At 40.1% G+C, this 21,714-nt stretch carries 27 protein-coding genes; 14 read left to right on the top strand and 13 right to left on the bottom strand.

What is annotated here, in order from left to right; genetic code table 11:
• Positions 1–14: 14 nt before the first annotated feature.
• Positions 15–212: a YwbE family protein gene (locus SULBA_RS07830; RefSeq protein WP_014769748.1), complete on the top strand. Its 198-nt coding sequence runs from the start codon at positions 15–17 to the stop codon at positions 210–212.
• A gap of 12 nt (positions 213–224) precedes the next feature.
• Positions 225–812, top strand: coding sequence for a DUF2179 domain-containing protein (locus SULBA_RS07825; protein ID WP_014769747.1), 588 nt, complete (start codon positions 225–227; stop codon positions 810–812).
• A 19-nt stretch (positions 813–831) separates the two neighbouring features.
• On the opposite strand, the gene SULBA_RS07820 is transcribed toward SULBA_RS07825, so the two are convergent.
• The 12 genes from SULBA_RS07820 to SULBA_RS07765 form a co-directional block, all read right to left on the bottom strand.
• The gene (locus SULBA_RS07820; protein WP_014769746.1) at positions 832–1,653 is read right to left on the bottom strand and encodes a phosphate/phosphite/phosphonate ABC transporter substrate-binding protein; all 822 of its coding nucleotides are present in this window, start codon (positions 1,651–1,653) and stop codon (positions 832–834) included.
• Positions 1,643–3,121 carry a sensor domain-containing diguanylate cyclase gene (locus SULBA_RS12765; protein ID WP_014769745.1) on the bottom strand — a complete coding sequence of 493 codons (1,479 nt, stop codon included), beginning with the start codon at positions 3,119–3,121 and terminating at the stop codon, positions 1,643–1,645. Before SULBA_RS12765 ends, SULBA_RS07820 begins: the two co-directional genes overlap by 11 nt.
• Positions 3,105–3,965: a phosphate/phosphite/phosphonate ABC transporter substrate-binding protein gene (locus SULBA_RS07810; RefSeq protein WP_014769744.1), complete on the bottom strand. Its 861-nt coding sequence runs from the start codon at positions 3,963–3,965 to the stop codon at positions 3,105–3,107. Before SULBA_RS07810 ends, SULBA_RS12765 begins: the two co-directional genes overlap by 17 nt.
• Positions 3,966–4,090: 125 nt before the next feature.
• Entirely contained in the window at positions 4,091–4,690 is a 600-nt protein-coding gene (locus tag SULBA_RS07805) for a LysE/ArgO family amino acid transporter (protein ID WP_014769743.1), read from the bottom strand.
• Complete coding sequence (locus SULBA_RS07800) at positions 4,687–4,878, bottom strand: YwbE family protein (RefSeq protein WP_014769742.1); 192 nt, start codon at positions 4,876–4,878, stop codon at positions 4,687–4,689. Before SULBA_RS07800 ends, SULBA_RS07805 begins: the two co-directional genes overlap by 4 nt.
• Positions 4,875–6,272: a Sau3AI family type II restriction endonuclease gene (locus SULBA_RS07795; RefSeq protein ID WP_014769741.1), complete on the bottom strand. Its 1,398-nt coding sequence runs from the start codon at positions 6,270–6,272 to the stop codon at positions 4,875–4,877. Before SULBA_RS07795 ends, SULBA_RS07800 begins: the two co-directional genes overlap by 4 nt.
• Positions 6,256–7,581 carry a DNA (cytosine-5-)-methyltransferase gene (dcm, locus tag SULBA_RS07790; RefSeq protein ID WP_014769740.1) on the bottom strand — a complete coding sequence of 442 codons (1,326 nt, stop codon included), beginning with the start codon at positions 7,579–7,581 and terminating at the stop codon, positions 6,256–6,258. The genes SULBA_RS07795 and dcm overlap by 17 nt, the downstream gene beginning before the upstream one ends.
• A gap of 103 nt (positions 7,582–7,684) precedes the next feature.
• Complete coding sequence (locus SULBA_RS07785) at positions 7,685–8,242, bottom strand: ferric reductase-like transmembrane domain-containing protein (protein ID WP_014769739.1); 558 nt, start codon at positions 8,240–8,242, stop codon at positions 7,685–7,687.
• Positions 8,239–9,156 (bottom strand): protein-methionine-sulfoxide reductase catalytic subunit MsrP, encoded by a 918-nt coding sequence (gene msrP, locus SULBA_RS07780; protein WP_014769738.1) that lies wholly within the window; start codon positions 9,154–9,156, stop codon positions 8,239–8,241. The genes SULBA_RS07785 and msrP overlap by 4 nt, the downstream gene beginning before the upstream one ends.
• Before the next feature lie 118 nt (positions 9,157–9,274).
• The gene (locus SULBA_RS07775; RefSeq protein WP_014769737.1) at positions 9,275–10,888 is read right to left on the bottom strand and encodes a methyl-accepting chemotaxis protein; all 1,614 of its coding nucleotides are present in this window, start codon (positions 10,886–10,888) and stop codon (positions 9,275–9,277) included.
• Positions 10,889–11,006: 118 nt separating this feature from the next.
• Positions 11,007–12,260: an arsenic transporter gene (locus SULBA_RS07770; protein ID WP_014769736.1), complete on the bottom strand. Its 1,254-nt coding sequence runs from the start codon at positions 12,258–12,260 to the stop codon at positions 11,007–11,009.
• The gene (locus tag SULBA_RS07765) at positions 12,257–12,571 is read right to left on the bottom strand and encodes an ArsR/SmtB family transcription factor (RefSeq protein WP_014769735.1); all 315 of its coding nucleotides are present in this window, start codon (positions 12,569–12,571) and stop codon (positions 12,257–12,259) included. Before SULBA_RS07765 ends, SULBA_RS07770 begins: the two co-directional genes overlap by 4 nt.
• A 125-nt stretch (positions 12,572–12,696) precedes the next feature.
• Here SULBA_RS07765 and SULBA_RS07760 point away from each other — a divergent pair, with 125 nt between their 5' ends.
• Genes SULBA_RS07760 through SULBA_RS07750 form a run of 3 tightly spaced genes read left to right on the top strand, consistent with a single transcriptional unit; the run spans position 12,697 to position 14,079 of the window.
• The gene (locus SULBA_RS07760; RefSeq protein ID WP_014769734.1) at positions 12,697–13,494 is read left to right on the top strand and encodes an ABC transporter ATP-binding protein; all 798 of its coding nucleotides are present in this window, start codon (positions 12,697–12,699) and stop codon (positions 13,492–13,494) included.
• Between the two features lie 55 nt (positions 13,495–13,549).
• Positions 13,550–13,813 (top strand): type II toxin-antitoxin system RelB/DinJ family antitoxin, encoded by a 264-nt coding sequence (locus tag SULBA_RS07755; RefSeq protein WP_014769733.1) that lies wholly within the window; start codon positions 13,550–13,552, stop codon positions 13,811–13,813.
• Positions 13,810–14,079, top strand: a complete 270-nt coding sequence (locus SULBA_RS07750) for a Txe/YoeB family addiction module toxin (protein WP_014769732.1) — start codon at positions 13,810–13,812, stop codon at positions 14,077–14,079. Before SULBA_RS07755 ends, SULBA_RS07750 begins: the two co-directional genes overlap by 4 nt.
• Before the next feature lie 37 nt (positions 14,080–14,116).
• Here the strand turns inward: SULBA_RS07750 and SULBA_RS07745 are convergent, their stop codons facing one another.
• A complete protein-coding gene (locus SULBA_RS07745; protein WP_014769731.1) occupies positions 14,117–14,875 on the bottom strand; it encodes a hypothetical protein in 759 nt (252 codons plus the stop codon).
• 228 nt (positions 14,876–15,103) lie between these two features.
• Between SULBA_RS07745 and SULBA_RS07740 the strand changes: the two genes are divergently transcribed.
• From SULBA_RS07740 to SULBA_RS07700, 9 genes are all read left to right on the top strand, one after another.
• Positions 15,104–15,592, top strand: coding sequence for a 3-isopropylmalate dehydratase small subunit (locus SULBA_RS07740; protein WP_014769730.1), 489 nt, complete (start codon positions 15,104–15,106; stop codon positions 15,590–15,592).
• Positions 15,589–16,662, top strand: coding sequence for a 3-isopropylmalate dehydrogenase (gene leuB / locus SULBA_RS07735; protein WP_014769729.1), 1,074 nt, complete (start codon positions 15,589–15,591; stop codon positions 16,660–16,662). The genes SULBA_RS07740 and leuB overlap by 4 nt, the downstream gene beginning before the upstream one ends.
• Positions 16,659–16,907, top strand: a complete 249-nt coding sequence (locus SULBA_RS07730; RefSeq protein ID WP_014769728.1) for a hypothetical protein — start codon at positions 16,659–16,661, stop codon at positions 16,905–16,907. The genes leuB and SULBA_RS07730 overlap by 4 nt, the downstream gene beginning before the upstream one ends.
• Entirely contained in the window at positions 16,898–17,281 is a 384-nt protein-coding gene (locus SULBA_RS07725) for a CiaD-like domain-containing protein (protein ID WP_041671830.1), read from the top strand. The genes SULBA_RS07730 and SULBA_RS07725 overlap by 10 nt, the downstream gene beginning before the upstream one ends.
• Positions 17,278–18,405, top strand: a complete 1,128-nt coding sequence (locus SULBA_RS07720) for a tRNA nucleotidyltransferase/poly(A) polymerase family protein (RefSeq protein WP_014769726.1) — start codon at positions 17,278–17,280, stop codon at positions 18,403–18,405. The genes SULBA_RS07725 and SULBA_RS07720 overlap by 4 nt, the downstream gene beginning before the upstream one ends.
• Positions 18,406–19,248, top strand: coding sequence for a formyltetrahydrofolate deformylase (gene purU / locus SULBA_RS07715; protein WP_014769725.1), 843 nt, complete (start codon positions 18,406–18,408; stop codon positions 19,246–19,248).
• Positions 19,249–19,368: 120 nt separating this feature from the next.
• On the top strand, positions 19,369–19,839 hold the full coding sequence (locus tag SULBA_RS07710) for a tRNA (cytidine(34)-2'-O)-methyltransferase (protein ID WP_014769724.1): 471 nt from the start codon (positions 19,369–19,371) through the stop codon (positions 19,837–19,839).
• 12 nt (positions 19,840–19,851) lie between these two features.
• On the top strand, positions 19,852–20,550 hold the full coding sequence (locus tag SULBA_RS07705) for an SIMPL domain-containing protein (RefSeq protein ID WP_014769723.1): 699 nt from the start codon (positions 19,852–19,854) through the stop codon (positions 20,548–20,550).
• A gap of 22 nt (positions 20,551–20,572) precedes the next feature.
• Positions 20,573–21,712 (top strand): BaiN/RdsA family NAD(P)/FAD-dependent oxidoreductase, encoded by a 1,140-nt coding sequence (locus tag SULBA_RS07700; protein WP_014769722.1) that lies wholly within the window; start codon positions 20,573–20,575, stop codon positions 21,710–21,712.
• Positions 21,713–21,714: the final 2 nt, after the last annotated feature.

Genomic DNA, 21,714 nt, shown 5'->3' with positions numbered 1-21,714 from the left:
TATAAAGGATAACAATGAGCGCAGGGCAAAGCAGAAGCAACATTCATAAGGGTGTTAAGGTTTTGATTGTTTTAAAAGAAGACCAACGCAGTGGAAAACTAACGCAAGGTGTGGTCAAAGACATTCTCACCAATTCTGCCAATCATCCCCACGGCATCAAAGTGCGACTCGAAAGCGGTGAAGTCGGACGTGTGAAAGAGATTATTCTTTAGGAGGAGGACGGTATGAGCGAATTTTTTGCAAGCGAAGCATTTAGTTTGTATGGGATTCCTTTGCTCATTTGTCTTGCTCGTATACTGGATGTGAGTATTGGCACACTTCGCATTATTTTTGTCTCGAAGGGACTTCGCCTTTGGGCACCCATACTAGGTTTTTTTGAGGTGAGCATTTGGCTTATGGCTATTTCTAAAGTCATGGCAAACCTGACCAATCCCATTAATTACATCGCCTATGCTCTGGGATTTTCTTTGGGCAATTACATTGGAATGTTTATTGAGAGTCGTTTGGCACTTGGGATGGTGGTGATTCGGATTATTACCAAAAAAGATTCCCATGAGCTTGTCCGTTCTCTTCGCGCTCTTCGTTACAGTGTTACCGTTGCTGATGCAGAGGGCAATAATGGGATTGTCAGTGTTATTTTTACCGTCATCAAACGAGCCGACATTGAGAGAGTGCGCTCTTTAATTGGCAAATACAATCCTCTAGCCGTTTATTCCATTGAAGATGTGCGTCATGCAAGTGATCCTAGTTTTCCCATGGAAGAGCAGAAATACTCAATGTTCTCCTCTTTTTTTCGAGGGCATCGCAAGTAAGCGCTTTGAGAAGAGCGTGCTACTCTAAATAAAGAAGGGTATCATAAAGAATGAGGGATTTTTCTTCAAATCCCATAATGGTATTGGGTGCTGATTGTGTGGAGTGAAACGCTAAGAGCAGTTCACGAATTTTAGTGACAAGAGCCTTATCGACACCTTTAGAGGCAATCATAACATCATAAGGTATCTCATCTGAGCTGGCAAGAATACGAATTTCTTCTTTTTCACTTTTGGGAAGTGTTAGGTAAATGCCATCGTAAATGGCTCCTGCGTCAATGGAATTTTCCAAAAGTGCCTGCATGATTTTTGGGTGTTTTTTGAGAAAATAAACTTTACCAAGCTCTTTTTGAGGGTCTATCCCCTCTTGTTTGAGCATAAACCGTGGGTAGAGATAGCCTGAGGTGGAATCAACATCGGTAAAACCAAAGCGTTTTCCTTTGACATCGTTAAGGGTTTGAAGCGAATTTTTTTGGCGTGTGATGATGAGACTACGATAGCTTGAGCGTGCGTTGCCTTGATGGTCTTGTATTTTAAAGGTTGCAAGGTAGTGTGTTGGAATCTTTTTTTGACGAGATGTTGCAAAGAGTTTGGGCGAAATGGAAGCAATATCGACATTGCCCTGCTCAATGAGTGTGAGTAAATGCGTATAATCTTTTGAGACAATAAAAACAATCTCTCTTTGCAATGCTTTTTCAAGATAGCCAATCAGCTCTGCATGTTGGGTGCGCAACTCTTCAGTATTTTTATACGGATTGACTGCAAACACAAGGCTTTGTTTTGCATGGGCATACAGGGATAAGCAGAGAAAAAATGCAATCTTTAGAAAAAAATTAACTTTCATGTTGTACCTGATTTCTTCCGCCATTTTTGGCTTTATAGAGTGCGTTATCGGCACGTTTTAAGATGGTTTTTGAAGTATCGTTTGGCTGGTGTGTTGCAACACCTAGGCTCATGCTTAAAAACTCAGGGTAGTGCTCAAAGGTGTGTTGGTGTAGGGTGGCACGGATGTGTTCAGCAATGCGTAATGCCCCATCAAGAGGCGTGTTGGGTAAAATCAGTAAAAACTCCTCTCCACCCCAACGCCCCAGCATGTCACTTTCTCGAATGGACGCACTCATTAGACGTGCGGTATGAATAAGAACATGGTCACCTATCGCATGCCCATAGGTGTCGTTAATGTTTTTAAAATGGTCAATATCTATCATAATAATTGAAAAAAAAGCACCCCGTTTGCTCTCTTCTATTTTTTGTTCTAAATATTCTTCAACTTTGCGTCTATTGGCAAGGGCGGTGAGTTGGTCGGTTGTGCTTGAGTGTTCAAGGGCTGTTTGTGTGTGTGCTATTTTCTCGCTCATGTTAAACAAGGCTTCTGCAATTTTTTTGATTTCAGGGGTGGTGTGTTGATGCAAGGTATGTTTGATGGCTCTCATAAGATCGTGTATGCTAAGACGGTCTTCGTAAAAATCAATCAAGACGAGAGAGAGTGCTTTGTGCTCTTTTAAGTGTTTAAGCAGTGTAAAATGCAAGGCTAACATCAGAATCAATAGTGCTAAAGAGATGCCGATTAAAAAGGTGTTACGTGCTTCTTTAAGGGCATAAAGCTCCTCTTCTGAAGAAGGGCTAATACTAAAGTTAGCATCTTTTGCACCACCTGTTTGGAAGGTTACATGTAAAGAAGACGAGAGCGCCTGAGGCAAAAATGGTTCTATTGAAGTCGAAAGAGTTTGGTGGGTGGAGGTGTAGGTCATGGTCATGCTGGTGTCTTGTACTAAAGTGTTCAAAAAGGCATTGTCAATGACAATAGCAAGACTAATAACTCCAATAGGTCTTTGCCCATACTGTTTCACACGTTTTGCATAAATTAAACACTCTTCTCCATCCACGAAGTCAATACCCAAAAAGGTATCGTTTTGAAGGGCTTGACGCACATAAAAGCGTTGTGAGGTATCATCGCCAAAATTAAATTCAGCTTCCCCTCGGCTAATGATCGTACCGTCTAAATCCATAAAATGAATTTTCTCAGACGTAGAAGAGAGAAAAAGTTTGCTCCAATTGTACAGCATATCGGTATCGTGGCTTAGAATTCCTGTGATGACCTCTTGCGAGTTAATAAGAATATGGGCTGTTTTTTGTAAGCTTTGTTGCTTCTCTTCAAAGCGTTTTTGGATGACTTCTGCTTGCATGACATTTTTTTGGTCAAAGGCTCTTTTTTGTGTCAGGTATAAAGATTGTATTTGGTAGATTCCAAATACAAAGATGGTTCCTAGTTGTAGGAATGAGAGAAAAAGGACTTTATTGTAGAGATTCATGTGTAGATGCTTTGAGTGTTTGTTTAAACGTTTCATAAAAGGCACTGTCTTTTCGCATAAACCCTGCGCTATCCCATCCTAAATGTTCTTTGAGTGCTTCAGTGGATGCGGAGTGTGTGCTAAGACGTTCAAGGATATGCGCAATGCGTTCACTCTCGTGTGCCCCAATATGTTCAGATGCAACAATGGCATCCAATGGAATAGGTTTGGAGCGTGCTAGAATGGTAAAGGCATCGCCGTATTTTTCAAAAGCACTGTAATACGTTCCATCCGAAACAGCTCCTGCTTCAATGGAGTGACTCATCAGTGCTTCAATGACTTTATCATGTTTTTTAAGAAAAAATATTTTTTTAAAAAAGGTGTAGGGATTGATGTTATGTTCTTGAAAAATGAGCATAGGATAAGCATAGCCTGAAGTGGAATCTTTGTCGGTAAAGGCAAAATACTTATCTTTGGCTTCATCTAAAGTCTGAATATGGGATGGTTTATGCGCAATAATAAACGCCTGATAATAGGGGGTAATGTCTCCATTTTTAGAGTGTTCCAAATAGGTTACAAGGTAATGTAAGGAGGGAATTTCTTCTTTGAGAAGAACAAAATTTTTCGTATTTACCCAAGCAAAATCAACACTTTTTTCTCTGATACGTTGTGCCAGTTCTTCGTAATCTTTGGTAATGACCAGTTGAAAGGTATCGCCACTTTGTTCACTGAGGTAGTGCATTAAAGGGGTGAGTGCTTGTGTGATTTTTGCAGGTGTATTGGAGGGGAAAATGGCAAAAGTGTACTCTTTTGCTAAAAGCATGGAAGCGCATAATAAGCAAAAAAGAAGGTGTTGTATACGCATGCACATCTCAATTCTTAGGGAATGTATTTTTTTAAGTGCCTCATTCTAGCATAATATATTCAAATAAAAATTACAGAGATAAAGAGTCCAAAACTAGGTATTTTGTAAGATTTTGCACATAAAGCTTAGAATGCTAAGAGCATCCATGCCAAAGAGAGCATCACTATGCCAATAAGCCCATCTAAAATTTTCCACGCAAGAGGCTTTTTAAACAAGGGTGCCAAAAGCCGTGCGCCATAGCCTAAAGAGAAGAAAAAGACAAACGAAGCGCTCATCGCCCCAAAACCAAACAAAGGCGCACTTTCTCCAAATTTAGTCGAAACGGAACCTAGTAAAATGACGGTATCCAGATACACATGAGGGTTTAGCCATGTAAAGGCGAGGGTTAAGAGTATGGTTTTTAAAAGCGTTGGCGGTGTGATACCCTCAGGTTTTAGCTCATGCGACATACGCCACGCCGAGTAAAAACTCTTCAATCCATAAACACATAAAAAAGCAAAACCACCATAACGAGCAAAAGTTTGAAGGGAAGGAAACTGCTCCACCAAATACCCAAAACCCGAAACCCCTGCAAAAATCAAAATGGCATCAGAAAGCGCACAGACAAAGCAAATGACAAACACATGCTCTTTTTTAATGCCTTGTTTGAGCACAAAAGCATTCTGCGCCCCAATGGCTAAGATAAGTGAAATTCCAAGACTAAAACCTGAGATAAATGCGTTCACAATACTTCTTTCACACGCCCCACTTCACCACTCTCCAGCCTCACTTTGATGCCATGCGGATGCGTAGGAGAGTTGGTCAAGATGTCTTTAACAATGCCCTCTATAAGCTTGCCCGTGCGTTGGTCAGCTTTTAAGACGATTTTGATTTTGAGTCCTTTGGTGATGGAAGAGCGGGTGTTACCGTTCATAAGACTTCCTTGGGCAATAGATAGATTTTATCTTTGATGTATTGGTTATTTAACCAAAACGAGTGCTTCATATAGTTATTTTTATCTGTAAGTTGGTCGAGGGTAGGTAATGGATATGTATCGTCTTTATCTTTAGCGTGAGGTCTTACATGGGCGATGGTACTAAATTTTTTACTGGGAAAATGAGTGTAATATCGTTTGTTAGAAATCTTCTTGACGATATTTCCTTCTTGAATAACACGCTTAGCTTCAAGCCAAACCTTTTGCGATGCCTCAATGTCAGCATGGGGCATATTCCAAAATTTAACTTTTCGTAGGAACAATTGATTGTTTTCAAACTGGAAAAAAACAAATAAAAATTTATGTTCTAAGATGGCTTTAAACTCGGACTCTTCCCATGTTTCTTCAAGGAGGCGTGTGTATTCAAATGCAGGGAAAGAGACATCTTCTTTGGGTAAGTTGTTCTCTTTTAGCCTTACGGTTTTCACGATAATATCAGCTTTTTCAAATTCTTCAATGGCGTGTTTAAGGTCGATTTTTAAGATTGCTTTGGTGAGATTGGCATAGAAATTTTTTGATTTTCGATTGAGTTTGAAGTCAAAATGCTCAAGAATTTGCTCTAAAGATTGGTTGTAATAGGGCGTAAATCTTTCGATAACAATCTCCTCAATAGAGGGCTTTTGATGCAATATGCTTTGCGTAATGAGTTTTCCATAGACTTCTGTTTTGTGTTTTGCTAACGAAGCAATGATATGATTCACATAGCCTTGCTTTAAAGAGTAAGCTCTTTGTTTTGCAAGAATGGTGTTATAAGGCTGTTGGCGTGTTGTTTGAGCCGTTGCTCCTTTGGAACATGCACCTAAATAAAATGTATCCCCTTCTGAGAGTTCGTGGGCTTTACCAGCTCGTATTTTTTTTTGAATAAATTCCCAATCTTGCCTGATGATTTCCAAATCAGCATCAGGAAACTTCCATTCATCGACAAGTTTAATGACGTAATCTAACACAGATGTATCTTTCGTGTGTAGGTAAAAAATTAGAAGTAGGTGAGCATTTTTTTTCAAAAATGCACTCTCCTCAAAATGTTGATGAACAACATCCATGTAGTTGATGATGTTAAGGACAAGGCGCTCTTTTGAGCGGTATTGTTTCTTTTTTAATTGTTTTAGAGGTGTTGATTTTAGCTCTAATTTAGCTTCTTTAAAATCAGGTTGTGCATCTGAATTGGGTTCGTAAAGAAAATAAAATTTTTCCAGTATCTTTCCAAAACTTCCTTTATCTAAAGAGGCGTTGGGTGCAACTAAGTCACATATGTCTCGCAATGTCTTACCAAGAAGCTTTTTAGCAAAATTGATGATGGATTGTTTGTCGGTTATATCATAAGGAAGGCTCATGAAAGACCTCATTAATTAGGGTTTTTCCTAGTTTTTCAATAATGCCAACCACCAGCGCATTGCCCATTAAAAAAGCTCTTTTGGTATTGCTCGCCCCAAGTGTATGGTTGTCTGGAAACATGTTGAGTCGTTCAAGTTCAACAGGCGTTAGTCTTCGGTATTTACCATTAACACACACAACATGCTTAAAGCGTGATGCACTCTGACCCCCTTCACCTGTGATAATGGTTCGAGCAGGTTTGTCAAGTGAATCAGGGAAGCTCATGCTGCCCTCGGTGTATTTATAGTTATGACCTGTGATTTTATCTATTCGTTCGTATGATTTTGAACCTTTATGGTACATCCATTTTTCCAACTCATTCTCATGAATATAAAATTCTTTTGGTACGCAAGATTCGTCTTGAAGTATGTGCGACAATAGCTTGTACTCGCCCTCATAGTTTGAATGCACTGCTGTAGAATAATAGGTATTGTCAATCGTATAACCAGCGTCTAAAAAAGGACTTTTTTTTGTGTTTTGGTTAAAGGTGTTTGTAATAGTAACCAAATCGTTTTCCAATGATGCCGATACAATCATCTGAGGTGAGATTTCTTGAATGGGGAATGCTTTTGCAAAAAGACCTTTTTGATTAAAAATGTCAGAGGGCTTTGCATTTCGGAGTGTTTGGTAAAGAGGTGTATCTTTTTTATAACCCATGATAAAAATTCTTTTGCGTCGTTGGGGCATGCCGTATTCGCTTGCGTTCACGACTCTCCACTCAACCGCATAACCCAAAGAATTTAAAGAGGCTAAAATCAAGGCAAAGTCTCGACCTCTTTGAGTGGCTGGGGATTTTAAGAGTCTATCAACATTTTCTAACATCAAATAGCGTGGGGCGTTCTCTTTTTTTTCTTCAAGGATTCTAAAAATTTGCCACCATAAAACGCCTTTTTTACCCACAATTCCGTGAGCATTTTTGAGGCTACTAGCAACGGAATAATCTTGACAAGGAAACCCTCCCACCAACAGGTCATGGTTTGGGATATCGGCTGAATTAACGTTGGAAATATCTTCATTGGCGTGGTTTTCATAGCCAAATCGTGCGCAGTAAATATCTGAAGCATGTTGAATTTTGGTTGAAGGCTCCCACTGGTTGCTCCATACAATTTTAAATTGTGCATTATCTTGATTGGCTCTTTCTAATCCAAGTCTAAAGCCACCAACACCTGCAAACAATTCGATGGTTTTTAAAATATTTGAATCGTTTTCGTTTGTACTCAACTGCTTTTCAACCTTTTGAAGAAGTGTAAATAAATTAGGTGCTTTCATGTTTGAATCCTTGTCGATTGATAATAAATCATAACAGTGATTCAAAAAAAAATTAAAAAATATTTCATATTGAAATATTTTAGGTTAAGGAAGGGATATTCTACTAAATATGAGCATTAGATGAGATTAAAGCTCTCCACGCCCAAACTCTCTCGCCTAAAAGTACCACACCAATGGCGACGATGCCATATTCAAACACCCCAGCCACTTTTTGTGCCCAGAAACTGTGAAGCAGTGCAAGTGCTAAAGCGAGATAGACCGCTTTGTGGTATTTTGAAAAGCGAGCGAAGCGTTTTTTTGTGGAGGTGAGAGCCATAAAAAGCACGATAGCAAAGGCGATAACGCCTACATAAATGAACGGTTTTTTGAGGCTTTTTTCAACGATGGCAACGAAGTCAAATTCGCTATCAAGTACGATAAAAACGCTTACATGTAAAAGGGCATAGAAAAAACTAAGCAAGCCGATGGTTTTGCGGTAACGGAGGAAGTTTTGCCCGCAGACTCGTTTACATGTAGAAGGCACTAAGGAGAGTAAAAGGAGGCAAATCGCTCCAACCCCTGTGATGGTGTAGAGCATCTTGATGGGGTCAATGGCATGCTCAAGAGCGTAGTAAGCATAGCCCAAAGGAAGCAGGGCGATGAGGGAAATGAGCGTTTTCAAAAAAACTTCCTCAAATCCATTCCCGCATACAAATGCCCCACCTCTTTTTCGTAGCCATTAAACATCAAGGTCTCTTGTTTGGAAAGCTTACCCAAGACTCGCTCTTTAGCTTGCGTCCATCTGGGGTGGTCTACTTTGGGATTGACATTGGCATAAAAGCCATACTCTTTAGCATCCATCACTTGCCAAGTGTTTTTAGGCTCTTCTTCCACGCATTCGATAAGGTCAATGGACTTGATGGATTTAAATCCGTATTTCCATGGGACAACGAGTCGAATGGGTGCGCCGTTTTGTTTAGGAAGAGGTTTGCCGTACATGCCCACGGCTAAAAAGGTTAAAGGATGGCGTGCCTCGTCCATGCGTAAACCCTCGACATAAGGATGTTTGATGGAAGCAAAAAGCCCTCTTTGTTGGTCGGGAAACATCTCAGGCTCATGACGAGTCGTAAACTTCACATATTTTGCTTTGGTGTTTGGCTCTAAATAATCCAGCAGTTTATACAGTGGAAACCCAATCCATGGAACCACCATAGACCAGCCCTCGACACAACGAAAACGATAAATCCGCTCTTCAAGCCCAAACTTGGCGATGAGCTCATCCACTTCAAGCATCTGCTCGGTTTTGATTTCACCAAAAAAGCCGACATTCCACGGTTTTGTTTTCATACTCTGTGCCATTTTGACAGGGGCGGTTTTATCGGTGGAAAATTCGTAAAAATTGACATAATTACTTGCTTGCTCAAAGGTGTTTGGGGTGAGTTTGAGTGGGTTGGCATCTTTGGTAAAGGAGAGTTGAACTTCCTCAGGCATGGAGGCTAAAAGCTTTGAGAGTGCGCTAGTGCTTACCAACGCACCCGCTCCTAGTTTTAAAAAGTGACGGCGTGCTTCAAAGAGCACTTCTGGGGTAATGTGCATGGGTGACTCCTTTGCAAAGTTGGTTTATTGTAACACAAAAGTCACAACAGAATAACCTTTTTACATGTAAGGCGTTTAAGAGAGGAGAAAAGCCCTTAAAAAGGGCTTTGTAAAATAATTAGGCGGTTTTAAAAACTGAGAGCGTTGTGCTTAAATTGGAAGCGAGTTTTGAGAGGTGTTCTGCTGCTCCTGCGATCTCTTCAACGCTTCTGGCATTGGAGCTTGAGAGGGTGTTGATTTTGGTTATATTTTCAATGACAGCGGTTTGAATGAGCGTAACATTGTGTTTTGCATTTTCTACTACGTCATCTGTTCCAATGACACTCTTATCGAGCAAATTTACTGCATCGTTGGTTTGGGTGGTTACTTGCTCAGAGAATTGACAGAGGTCTTGAATACGTTTGGCGTTGAGGTTCATCTCTTGGCTAATGTCGGTGATGGATTGGACGATGACATTGACCGTTGCATTGGTTTCAATGAGGCTTTTTTGAGTACGTTCTGCGAGTTTTCGCACTTCGTCCGCCACCACGGCAAAACCTCTGCCATGTTCTCCCGCACGGGCAGCTTCGATGGCGGCGTTGAGGGCTAAAAGATTGGTTTGGTCGGCAATATCACCAATGACATCTAAGACATTTTTGACTTGTTTCGCATCTTCTGAAAGGTGGTTAAGGCGCTCATTCATTGCTGCTTCATTGTGTGCCGTTTGTGTCAGGTTTTGCATGGTTTCAGCAAGGAGATGTTGCGCACTTTGAAGGCTTTTTTGCGCTTGCTCGGTAAGGGTTTTGACCTCTTGAGATTGTGTGTTGGCATTTTGGATGGCATGCGCAACCTCTTGGGCTTCTTGGGTGGTCATCTGTACCACATTGGCTTCTTCTTCGGCTCTTTTTCCTATTTGAAGGCTGGTACTGGAGAGTTCTTCTGCCACGGAGGCATTTTCGAGGGCATTGTTTTTAGCACTATTGAGTGCGGAAGAGACATCGCTGATGAGTGCATTGAGGGCATGCATAATGTCACCGATTTCATCTTTGGAAAGAATGGCGATTTTTTCACTTAAATTTTTGCTCATACGCATTCTTTCACACTGTTCTTTGGCGTAGGTGACAGATTTTTTAATGGATTGGGTGACGTAAAAGAAGATGGCAAAGACAAGGAGCATTACGAGGGTTATGATGATTTCTGAGAGAAGTTTATTGGTATCAAGACGGTTAAAGTTAGATTTTTTCACTTCATTTGCTAATTCTTGAAATTTTTCAAGAATCACGGCAAAGGATTGGGCACTTTGCTGGTAGAGTGTTTCAAGTTTTTGGGCATCCTCAGGATAGGTTTTTGAAAAATTTTCATCGTGAAGGGTTTTACCGTATTTTGCGTAAAGTATCAGCCGAGGTGCGTTGATGGCATGCCACTCTTGAAGGATTTTTTTAAGCGCATCAATACGTTCATGGTTGACTTTGCTGAGCAATATACTTTTGAGCTCATCCAAATCCGTAAGCAAGGTTTGGTAGATTTTTTCATAATTTTCTAAATTTTTAGCTTGAAAATGGATTTGGTAGTTGCGTTGTTCAATACGAAGCTCTAGGGTGAGTTTTTCAATAGTGGCTATGGTGACAAGACGTGTTGCTGCCATTTTGGCATCATTGCCTTCTTTTACAATAGCATAGCCTAAAATACCAAATCCAAGGATGAGGACAAGCAGAAGAAGCGTGAGTTTACTTTTTATGGTCGAAAATGACATAGATTCCCTTTGTGTATCAATATTAGGAATGTATGTTAGATTAATTAGGTAAATTATATGTAAATTTTAAAATAAAAAAAAGCAAAAGACATCTGCCTTTTGCTTTTACATGTAAAGACTAAACGAGGCTTAGAAGGACGATAAGTAAAATGGGTGGGGTGACAATGAGCCCAAATTTTGAGTATTCCCAAAAGCTGATTTTTACCCCTTTGTTCGCCATAACATGCAACCAAAGAAGCGTGGCAAGTGAGCCAAATGGGGTCATTTTTGGCCCTAAATTGCACCCAATGATATTGGCGTACGCTAAGGCATTATTGGGGATGTCATGCAAGGCTATATCCATAATCATGACGGTGGGCATATTGTTCATAATAGCACTTAAAAAAGCTGCTATAAAGCCCGTACCTAGAATGGCAATGGTATCACCTTGTGCGTTGAGCTGTGTTAAGATGGTACTCAAATAATCCGTCAGTCCAGCGTTTTTAAGCCCATACACCACAATGTACAGTCCAATGCTAAACCATACCACTTGCCACGGAGCGGTTTTAATGATATGCCATGGTTTGGTAGCTTTAAAAGAGGTCGCAATGGCTAAAAACACAAGCGCACCGCCTAGGGCAATAAAACTAATGGGTAAGTGGTACATTTCTCCGACAAAATAGCTTGCCATAAGTCCTGCGATAAACACCCAACTGAGGTAAAAAAGAGGTTTACTTTTTAAGACATCATCGGGATTTTTTAAGAGTTCAGTGTTTACATGTAAGGGAATATCTTTGCGTAAAAAGAGCCATAAAATGCCGATAGATACGATGGTACTGACGATATAAGGGATGAACATAACACTCAAATACGTCGCAAAACCAATGTTAAAATAGTTGGCGGTGACGATGTTGGTGAGGTTGGAAAAGACAAAAGGAAGCGACGCACTATCGGAGATAAAGCCTCCTGCAAGCAAAAAGGCGACAATGGTTTTAGCATTCAGCTTTAAAATGCGCATTTTAGCCAGTAAAATGGGGGTTAAAATGAGCACCGCACCATCATTGGCAAACAAAGCGGAGATGAGCGCACCCAAAAGCAGCGAATAGACAAACATCAAATGCCCATTGCCATACGAGAGCTTTGCCATTTTAATGGCGCACCACTCAAAAAAGCCTATTTCATCAAGGACAAGGGAGAGAATAATAATGCCAATAAACGCTAACGTCGCATCCCAAACAATGTTTGTAACGACCAATACATCTGCAAAACTGACCACGCCTAAAAGCAGTGCACACACCGCACCTATGATGGCAGAAGTGCCAATTTTAATCCCACGAGGTTGAATAATCACCAGCAAAAGCGTGGCTAAAAAGAGAGAAAACGCAAGAATCATTCTGCATCCTTACAGTGAGTTTTGATGTGGGGTAAAGCAATATCAAGGTAACTTAGCTCTTCTAAACACTCTAATCGAAATCTATCCAATGGCATACGGATGGTGTAATACGCCCATTTTCCACGTCTATCGACCCGTAAAAAACCCGCTTCTTTAAGAATTTTTAGGTGACGGGAGGTGCGTGATTGGATCATGCAAAATGCTTTTTCAATGTCACAGACACACACTTCACCATTTTCGTGAATAAAGCGAAGAATCTGCAAACGGGTTTCATCGTTGAGTGCACTAATGGTTTTTAAAAAGGTTTCCATACTTTCATACTCTTTTGGGTGTGATTTTTGTGTGAGTATAGCAGAATAAAATTTTCATATCAAGATATGTTGATATGAAAAAAAGAGAGGCATGAACGTGTTATAATTTGGAAAAGGAGTGAGCGATGAGTATTGTCAATTTTGAGCATATTTGTGTGGCGTATGAAGATAAAAACGTCTTGCATGACATCAGTTTAAAGATAGAAGAGGGTGAACACACGGCGATTTTAGGGGCTAATGGCTCAGGCAAATCAACGCTTTTAAAACTCTTCTCCAACGATATTTACCCCCGTTACAGCGAGGTAATGAAAAAAGAGGTGTTTGGCAAAAGCGTTTGGGATATTTGGGAATTGAAGAAAAATTTGGGGATTATTACCAACGATTTGCACTACCAATTTAGCGAGCGCTCCCCCGATTTAAGTGGGTTTGAAGTAGCCCTTTCAGGCTTTTTTAGCAGTTTTCATCTCTACGAACATCAAGGTTTTTCTCCTTTACATGTAAAGAAAGTGGAGGAGGTTTTAGCCTCTTTGGAGATTTCGCATTTAAGAGATAAACGCATCTCCAGCATGAGTACAGGAGAGCTTAGGCGCTGCATCATCGCACGCTCTTTGGTGCATGAACCCAAAGCTATGATACTCGATGAGCCCACCGTTGGGCTGGACATCAAAGCGCAAATGGAATTTTTAGCCTTGCTTCAAAACCTTGCCAAAGAGCGCACCATCATCTTAGTCACGCACCATTTAGAAGAGATATTTGCATCCATTTCGCAAGTGGTGCTCATTAAAGAGGGGCTCATTGTCGCACACGGCAAAAAAGAGGAGGTCTTAAACGATGAAAACCTCTCAAAAACCTTTGGTGTCTCTTTACATGTAAAATGCGAAAATGAGCGGTATGTGATTGAAAAAATTGATTTTATGAAATAAATTTACATAATTTTATTTACAATTTGCTATAATTTAAAAAAATGAAGGAAATATTATGGCGCAAGTAAACATCAATATCCGCATGGATGAAACAGTCAAAAAACAAGCCGAAGAGCTTTTTAATGAGTTAGGGCTTAACATGACCACAGCGTTTAACATGTTTGTTCGTCAAGCGCTCAACCGTGGTGGCATCCCTTTTGAAGTGGTGCGTAAAGATGCGTTTTATAGCCCGTACAATCAAGAAAAATTACGAGAATCCATCGCCAGTACCGACAAAACAGTAAAAAGCCTTGATGCGTTAGAAAAGCTAGCGCAATGAGCTACTCAATCGTTTTTACGCAGATAGCGTGGGACGAATATTTATCGTGGCAGAGTGAGGATAAAAAGACGCTAAAACGCATCAATCAACTCTTATCAGACATCATGCGAAATGGTAACTCAGGCATCGGTAAACCTGAACGGCTAAGAGGCGATTTGTCGGAGTATTGGAGTCGTAGGATTGATGAGAAAAACCGCATCGTTTACCGCATTGTAGAAGAGTCCATCGAAGTGGTACAATGCAAAACGCATTATGCGGATAAGTAGGAAGTTAAAAGGTGAATGGTTATATTTGAGTAGAATTTTATTCTAATTCTTTATTAAATTCTTTGTGCATTTGGTTAATAACAAAACTTGATAGAATAGGCTCCTCTTTGTTTAAAAAATCAAGATTTACAGTTACAATTTCAGTATCTTTTAATTGAGTATAATTTGGTGTTTTTCCATTTCTTGGATTAGCGTAAGTAGCTTTAATGAGTATCCAATCTTTATTAGTGTGTATCCATAAGTCTTCTAAAGTTCTCACTCTTGAATCAAACCAGAATCTCAACCAATCTTTACGAATAAGTTTATTTTTATTACCAACAGGTGGGTATTCTTTTAAAACCAAAAAAATATATGGAATCTGTTTTTCCTCAATATGACGATAACTCCATATTTTATTTTTATCAGCATATTTTATCAGTTTGATAAAATCAAAAATATCTAGAACTTTTAAATAGCTTTTCATAAGGTTGTAGTGAAACTTCCAGTGTTTAAAAAAAGAACTCCTTAAAGCTTTGGTTTTATAGGGGTCTTCATCAATAGGGAGTAAAATTTCGTAGCATTTTCCTGCTGATTCTTTTAAAGGGCAAAAGCCATTACAATTAGGTTGATGACTAAAAACACCATCTACTTCAGGATTTGTTTCACCCTTTGTATACATATTATTTCCACATGCTGGACATCTAGGAAAAAGTCTTAAATTTTTATTTCCGTATGCATCTAGTTTTGCCCCGAATTCAGCTATGTATTGGGTTACGGTAATACTTTCATTTTTAAAAGGGTGTAGAGCAGTTCTCATTTACAAACCTTTATTCTATAAACTTATACCATTTAGTAAAAATTATATATAAAATAGCCTAATATTCTCAAATAAATGAACAAAGACTTATCACTTTATCTTTTTTTAGCGTAAACTCTTCTATCTTTAAAGCGTTAATTTATGCGCTTCCTTGGCAATTAAACTTTTTCACAACCCCATTTCGATAAAATCATCCCCATAAATCTAAGAACGGCACGAAGGATAATCATGAGTACGATTAGTGGAAAAGTGTGGTGTTTTGGCGACAACATCGACACAGACTTAATCATTGCGGCACGTTATTTAAACACGTCTGACCCCAAAGAGTTGGCAAAGCATGTTATGGAAGATGCAGACCCTGAATTTGTGAGCAAGGTTAAGGCGGGTGACATCATTGTCGCAGGGGAGAATTTTGGCTGTGGTAGTAGCCGTGAGCACGCTCCCATTGCGCTTAAAGCAGCAGGGGTTAGTGCAGTGGTGGCAAAAAGTTTTGCGCGTATTTTTTACCGCAATGCCTTTAACACAGGACTTCCCATTTTTGAGCTTTCCAACACTGAGGCGATTCAAGAGGGTGAGAGCATTGTGATTTCTATGGAGAGTGGCGAGATAACGCATGGCTCAAAAACCTACACATTTACCCCCATTCCTCCCTTTATGCAAGAGCTTTTAGATGCGGGCGGATTGATGAATTATGCACAAAAAGAGATGAAAAAATGAAAAAAATCTATAACATAGCGGTGATTCGTGGTGATGGCATTGGCCCTGAAATTGTGGATGAAGCGATTAAAGTATTGGACAGTGTGTGCGCAAAAGAGAATTTTGAACTACGGTATGAAGACTATCTTATGGGTGGCGTGGCGTATGATTTTAAAGGCACACCGCTTCCTGATGAGACCATTGAGGGGTGTTTAAAAAGCGATGCGGTTTTATTTGGTGCGATTGGTGGGCAAAAATGGGATACCTTGCCTCGAGAATTTCGCCCAGAAACGGGTCTTTTAAAACTTAGAAAATCCTTAGGTCTTTTTGCAAATCTTCGCCCTACATCGGTGTTTGATGAGCTTTTAGATGCCAGTACGCTTAAGCCTGAAGTGTTAAAAGGGGTTGATTTGTTCGTGGTGCGAGAACTTACAGGGGGCATTTATTTTGGTGAGCCTCGTGCCAATGATGGTTTTACGGGCTATAACACGATGATTTATACCAAACCTGAGATTGAGCGCATCGCACATGTGGCGTTTGAATCGGCAATGAAGCGTCGCAAAGAAGTCTGCTCTGTCGATAAAGCCAATGTCTTAGAAGTAAGCCAACTTTGGAGAGACACCGTTAATGAAGTGGCTAAAGAGTACCCAGAAGTGACGTTAACACACATGTACGTAGACAATGCGGCAATGCAACTCGTACGCAATCCTCGCCAGTTTGACGTGATTTTAACGGGCAACATTTTTGGGGATATTTTAAGCGATGAAGCGAGTATGATCAGCGGTTCTATCGGATTGTTGCCTTCAGCGTCCATTGGTGGTAAAGTAGGTTTGTTTGAGCCAATTCACGGCTCAGCGCCTGATATTGCAGGTCAAGGCATTGCCAATCCTTTGGCTACTATTTTGAGTGCTTCGATGATGCTCCGTTTTGCCTTAGGTGAAATTAAAGCAGCCGATAGAATAGAAAGTGCCATTAAAAAAGTCCTTCAAGATGGGTATCGCACAAAAGATTTGGCAAATTATGGTGCTAAAGAGGTGTGTTCAACCACGCAAATGGGTTCCATTATTGCAGATTACGTATCAAAACTATGAAAACACTCACCCTTGCATCAATCTATGAACTTCAAGGTCTCAAAAATGAGGCTTTGGAGATTTATAAAGAGCTATTAATGGCAAATCCTGATAATAAAGAGGCGAAAATTGCGATTAAGCGTCTCTCAGGGATTCGTAAAAAATACCTCGGTGTTGATGAAGAGATGAAGAAGTTTTTTTTAAATATGAATTCCGAAGTGGAGTTCTTAGAATTTGAAAGGTGGTTGGTAAAGCTATGGAATTAAAAGAGATGATTTTATCGACCCTCAAAGAGCTTGAAGAGGTCACACCCAAAGAAGAGTCCAAGCCACAAACCTTGCAGCCTCCACGACAGTTGGAGTCTGAATCGTGTGTTTCTGAGATGACTCTTGAAATCAATGAAGAGATTTCAAGTACGACAACACTTAGTGCATTAAGCATAGAAGAGAATAGTGCTGAAGAGAGAGAACGACAGTTTTATATTAATTTAAGAGAACGTATTTTAGTCCTTTTTGAGGGTTTTCAATCGCCCAATAATAAAAACATTGAAGCTAAAATAGATTTGACCTTGAACTTTTTAGAGTACCTTTTAGCCACGATTGATGAGCAGTTGGAGAAAATGGAAACACCTCAAAAATGAAACTACCCATAGACCTCACGGGGTCGTTTCTTACACAATTTGAAACTGCCAAAACAGTGTTAGCGCCTTATACAAAACGGGTCTATTTGGTTGGGGGCAGTGTAAGAGATCTTTATTTGAATGCGCCTTTACATGATTTGGATATTGAAGTGTACGATATGGCGCCTGACGTGTTTGATGATGTGATGAAGCGTATGGGTGCTGTGGGCGTGGGGAAAAGTTTTTACGTGTATAAATGGGGGGTTATTGATTTTTCTCTGCCTCGTGTTGAGCGTAAAAGTGGTGTTGGACACAGTGCGTTTGAGGTTGACGTGTGTCAAGATGAGAAAGAGGCTTCCAAACGGCGTGATTTTAGTATGAACGCTATGATGGTCAATATTTTTACACAAGAATTATTTGATTTTTGGGGTGGTGTACAAGCCATTGAGAAGAAGAGGCTTGCGATTATTGATGAGCAAAGCTTTCAAGAAGATAGTTTACGAGTACTTCGTGCCATGCAATTTAGTGCACGTCTAGGGTTTAAAATAGAGAGCAAAAGTCTCAAAATCATGCAAGAAATTAGCCTTGCAGATTTAAGTAAACCACGCATTTTATGGGAGTTTGAAAAGCTTTTTAGTGCGCCCTTTTTGCATATTGGGCTTTTTTACATGTATCAACTTTGTTTATTTGAAAAATGTTTTACATGTAAGGTTGAAAATCGTTTTTTTGAAATTGCTCGTGAATTGATACGATGTAAGCACAATTTTCAAGAAGAGTTGCTCTCTTATTATTTTGTTTACATCGTCGCCAATCGTTTAGGACAAGACCCATTGGTATGGTTAAATATGCTCGATGCGCCCAACCATTACCGTCGCCTTTTTCGCAATCAGCCTTTTGTTGAGGGAGAAATAAGCGATGAAATGCTTTTACATGTAAGTCTTGATATGCCTTTGTGCGAATGGTTAGGGCATTATCAAGTCGGTGTGAAAGAACGAGCTCTTGATTTTGGTATTTGGGAAAAGCCTTTTGATGGAGGTATTAGCGTTTATGAGGTGATGGGTGATGGGTTTGAGGGACGGGGCATTGGTGAAGAGTTGAGAAAAAGACGTATGAAAAAAATTCAAGAATTATGTGAGGCAGAGTAGATGGATAAAAATAAAAATTATATTTTAAAAATTGATTGTTCAGACGAAAAAGGGTTGATTTACCGCATTGCCGATGTGGTATTTAAATATCAGCTTAATATTATCAAAAATGATGAGTATGTTGATAGGGAAAATGGCAAGTTTTTTATGCGTGCAGAACTCAATGGTGAGGCGGATTTGAGTGCGTTTAAAGGCACGCTTCAAGCCTATCTTCCTGCACGTTCAAACATTTATGTCTTTGAGGCACGCAAAAAAGATATTATTTTAATGGGTACCAAAGAGATACACTGTTTGGGTGATATTTTACTCAAACACGACAGCGGTGATTTGAATGCCAATATTTTAGCCATTGTTTCAAATTACGAGAATTTAAAAGGACTCAGTGAAAAATTCAATGTGCCTTTTCATTGTGTGAGTCATGAAGGACTCAACCGAGTAGAACACGAAACAAAAGTGTTGGAAGTCTTAGCTGGATACAGCGTGGATTATATTGTTCTTGCCAAATACATGCGTATTTTATCGAGCGAGTTTGTGGGGCATTATGAAGAGAAGATGATTAACATTCACCACTCCTTTTTGCCTGCGTTTATTGGCGCAAATCCTTACAAGCAGGCGTATGAGCGAGGGGTGAAGATTATTGGAGCAACCGCACACTTTGTCAATAACCATTTGGATGAAGGACCTATCATTGCGCAAGATGTCATTCATGTGAACCATGAGATGAGCTGGAGAGACATGCAAAAAGCAGGGCGCAATGTTGAAAAAGTCGTTCTTTCCAATGCGCTTGATTTAGTCTTTGAAGAGCGTATTTTTGTGCATGATAATAAAACGATTATCTTTTGAAACCATTTTTATACGCTTCTTAGGCAAAGCCCAAGAAGCTACGTTACACTGGGTACTAAAGCTTGCCTCTTTGAGGCAGAAAAAGGGCATGGTGCGTTTTGATATTTAGGAGATTAGTTTATGTTTAATATTGTTTTAGTTCATCCTCAAATTCCTCAAAATACAGGAAGCATTGGTCGTATGTGTGTCAATGCCAACTGTGCTTTGCACATTGTCAAACCGACCATGTTTGAGATTAGCGATAAGACCGTGAAGCGTGCGGGGCTTGATTATTGGCATTTGTTGGATGTGCATGTGTATGAAAATTTAGAGGAGTTTTTAAAGATACATGCCAATAAAGTGGAGCGTTTTTTCTTTGCTACGACCAAAACGAAAAAGCCCTATTTTAAAGCCTCGTTTCAAGCAGGTGATTTTCTCTTTTTTGGAGGCGAGTCCACAGGACTTCCCATGGAATTGATGCAGCTGAAGTGGGACAATGCCATTACCATTCCGATGGGAAAAAACGGCAGAAGTCTTAATCAAGCCACCAGTGCAGGCATCATTCTCTACGATGCGATTCGTCAAAATTTTAGTACGTTTGAAATGGTTTAAAGGAGTTTTGCAATGAAACGATTTTTCTTTTTTTGTTTATTGGCCGTTTTTCCGTTTTTTTTGTGTGCGGATATGGAGATTACTACGCAAGAGAGTGTTTCCAACACGCTTATTCCTGAACGTCTACGAGGCGAATTTTCGTTTGAAGAAGAACATAAAAACAGTAACGTCATTAAAGAGCATCTCAACGCTTTAGTCGCTGAAGTGAAGCAATTTGATGCTAAAAATGAGCTCTGTCAAGGAGGAGGGTATCGACTCTCTCCCTCGTATCAGTATAAAGAGAATAAACCCGTTTTTGTGGGGTACAAAGGAAATCTTTTCTTTTCGTGTGAACTCAACTCCGTTGAGCAGTACAACATGCTGGTTGAAAGAGTAGAAAAGATAAAAGCTCCTAGTGTCATCACCCATCAAGGGGCTTTGGCATGGGTGGTGAGTGATGCGACACACAATGCAAACCGTTTGGCATTGCGCTCATCGCTTCTAAAAGTCGCACATGAACAAGCCGCTTCTTTTTCCAAAGAGACCCATCAAATCTGTGTTGTGAAAGAGGTTGTTTTTGACAATGCCTCACCAACGCATCCTGTGTTGATGCGAGCAGCTGCTCCAATGGCAAAGTCTTTCTCCTCCGTTTCCACAGAAGCGCCTTTGGTACATCCTGAAACCTTTGTCTTAGGTGCAACCGTACGTTACGCATGTACAACAGACAAATAAGCATTTCTTCAAAGAGCATGGCTTGAAAATTCACGAGATTTGTTTTATTGGAGCAGGAGCAGGGGCTTTAATGGCAGCTTCAAATCTTCAAGGAAGAGATGTCGCTCTCATTGATACCAATGCTAAAATTGGCGCAAAACTTTTAATCTCTGGTGGAGGAAAGTGCAACCTTACCAATCGTTATGCGAGTGAAGCGAATTATTTGGGGGATAAGGCGTTTATAAAGCCCATTTTAGAGGCGTTTGATGCTTCTGAAACGCTAAAATTCGTTAAGGCACATCGCTTAAGTCTTGAAGAACGCTCTCACGGGCAAATCTTTTGTGCCAACAGTGCCAAAGAGTTGGTTTCTATTTTTGGGCGTTTGAGTGCTTTTTGCACCTTTTATCTCTCCACTACTGTTTTACATGTAACGAAAAAAGAGCATTTTATTATTCTCACGAATAAGGGTGAGATACATACCCAAAAGCTAGTGGTTGCGAGTGGGGGGCTTAGTTATGCAAGCATAGGGGCGAGTGATATTGGCTTTAAAATTGCAGAACAGTTTGGGCACACCCTCATCACTCCTGCGCCTGCATTGGTGGGTTTAACCCTTCAAAAAGAGCAGTTTTGGATGAAAGAACTTAGCGGTATTGCTTTGCCTGTTGCTTTACATGTAGAGGGAAAAACCTTTTGCGAAAACCTTCTCTTTGCGCACAAGGGCATCAGTGGTCCTTGCGTGCTAAGTGGCTCTTTGTATTGGAAAAAAGGGAATATCACCATTGATTTTCTTCCTCATATCGCTTCGATGGAAGCCTTGTTTAAAACCCACGCAAAAAAGCAGATAACCACAGCACTTGGTCTTCCGAAGCGTTTTAGCAAAGCTTTTTTAGATGCCAATGGTTTGGAAGACAAAGTGCTCTCAAAACTAAGTAGCACTGAAAAAACGCTTTTAGCTTCTCTTAAAGCCTACACCTTTGCACCTGCTGGAAACTTTGGATACACCAAAGCGGAAGTTACAAGAGGTGGTGTAAGTACGGATGAAATCGATGGTGCTTCGATGCAGAGTTTAAAATGCGAGGGGCTTTATTTTATCGGGGAAGTTTTAGATGTGACAGGCGAGCTTGGTGGCTTTAATTTTCAATGGGCGTTTGCCTCAGCCATGCGATGTGCTAAGGCAGTGTAAGG

The sequence above is a fragment of the Sulfurospirillum barnesii SES-3 genome, assembly GCF_000265295.1.
GTDB lineage: Bacteria > Campylobacterota > Campylobacteria > Campylobacterales > Sulfurospirillaceae > Sulfurospirillum > Sulfurospirillum barnesii.
The sequence above is the reverse complement of the archived record's forward strand: the minus strand, read 5'-3'. Positions and strand labels throughout refer to the sequence as shown.

Bases quoted from the DNA above. Each gene is read 5' to 3' on its own strand.
- SULBA_RS07830 (WP_014769748.1), top strand. From the start codon at position 15: ATGAGCGCAGGGCAAAGCAGAAGCAACATTCATAAGGGTGTTAAGGTT.
- SULBA_RS07825 (WP_014769747.1), top strand. From the start codon at position 225: ATGAGCGAATTTTTTGCAAGCGAAGCATTTAGTTTGTATGGGATTCCT.
- SULBA_RS07820 (WP_014769746.1), bottom strand. From the start codon at position 1,653: ATGAAAGTTAATTTTTTTCTAAAGATTGCATTTTTTCTCTGCTTATCC.
- SULBA_RS12765 (WP_014769745.1), bottom strand. From the start codon at position 3,121: ATGAATCTCTACAATAAAGTCCTTTTTCTCTCATTCCTACAACTAGGA.
- SULBA_RS07810 (WP_014769744.1), bottom strand. From the start codon at position 3,965: ATGCGTATACAACACCTTCTTTTTTGCTTATTATGCGCTTCCATGCTT.
- SULBA_RS07800 (WP_014769742.1), bottom strand. From the start codon at position 4,878: ATGAACGGTAACACCCGCTCTTCCATCACCAAAGGACTCAAAATCAAA.
- SULBA_RS07795 (WP_014769741.1), bottom strand. From the start codon at position 6,272: ATGAGCCTTCCTTATGATATAACCGACAAACAATCCATCATCAATTTT.
- dcm (WP_014769740.1), bottom strand. From the start codon at position 7,581: ATGAAAGCACCTAATTTATTTACACTTCTTCAAAAGGTTGAAAAGCAG.
- msrP (WP_014769738.1), bottom strand. From the start codon at position 9,156: ATGCACATTACCCCAGAAGTGCTCTTTGAAGCACGCCGTCACTTTTTA.
- SULBA_RS07775 (WP_014769737.1), bottom strand. From the start codon at position 10,888: ATGTCATTTTCGACCATAAAAAGTAAACTCACGCTTCTTCTGCTTGTC.
- SULBA_RS07770 (WP_014769736.1), bottom strand. From the start codon at position 12,260: ATGATTCTTGCGTTTTCTCTCTTTTTAGCCACGCTTTTGCTGGTGATT.
- SULBA_RS07765 (WP_014769735.1), bottom strand. From the start codon at position 12,571: ATGGAAACCTTTTTAAAAACCATTAGTGCACTCAACGATGAAACCCGT.
- SULBA_RS07760 (WP_014769734.1), top strand. From the start codon at position 12,697: ATGAGTATTGTCAATTTTGAGCATATTTGTGTGGCGTATGAAGATAAA.
- SULBA_RS07755 (WP_014769733.1), top strand. From the start codon at position 13,550: ATGGCGCAAGTAAACATCAATATCCGCATGGATGAAACAGTCAAAAAA.
- SULBA_RS07750 (WP_014769732.1), top strand. From the start codon at position 13,810: ATGAGCTACTCAATCGTTTTTACGCAGATAGCGTGGGACGAATATTTA.
- SULBA_RS07745 (WP_014769731.1), bottom strand. From the start codon at position 14,875: ATGAGAACTGCTCTACACCCTTTTAAAAATGAAAGTATTACCGTAACC.
- SULBA_RS07740 (WP_014769730.1), top strand. From the start codon at position 15,104: ATGAGTACGATTAGTGGAAAAGTGTGGTGTTTTGGCGACAACATCGAC.
- leuB (WP_014769729.1), top strand. From the start codon at position 15,589: ATGAAAAAAATCTATAACATAGCGGTGATTCGTGGTGATGGCATTGGC.
- SULBA_RS07730 (WP_014769728.1), top strand. From the start codon at position 16,659: ATGAAAACACTCACCCTTGCATCAATCTATGAACTTCAAGGTCTCAAA.
- SULBA_RS07725 (WP_041671830.1), top strand. From the start codon at position 16,898: ATGGAATTAAAAGAGATGATTTTATCGACCCTCAAAGAGCTTGAAGAG.
- SULBA_RS07720 (WP_014769726.1), top strand. From the start codon at position 17,278: ATGAAACTACCCATAGACCTCACGGGGTCGTTTCTTACACAATTTGAA.
- purU (WP_014769725.1), top strand. From the start codon at position 18,406: ATGGATAAAAATAAAAATTATATTTTAAAAATTGATTGTTCAGACGAA.
- SULBA_RS07710 (WP_014769724.1), top strand. From the start codon at position 19,369: ATGTTTAATATTGTTTTAGTTCATCCTCAAATTCCTCAAAATACAGGA.
- SULBA_RS07705 (WP_014769723.1), top strand. From the start codon at position 19,852: ATGAAACGATTTTTCTTTTTTTGTTTATTGGCCGTTTTTCCGTTTTTT.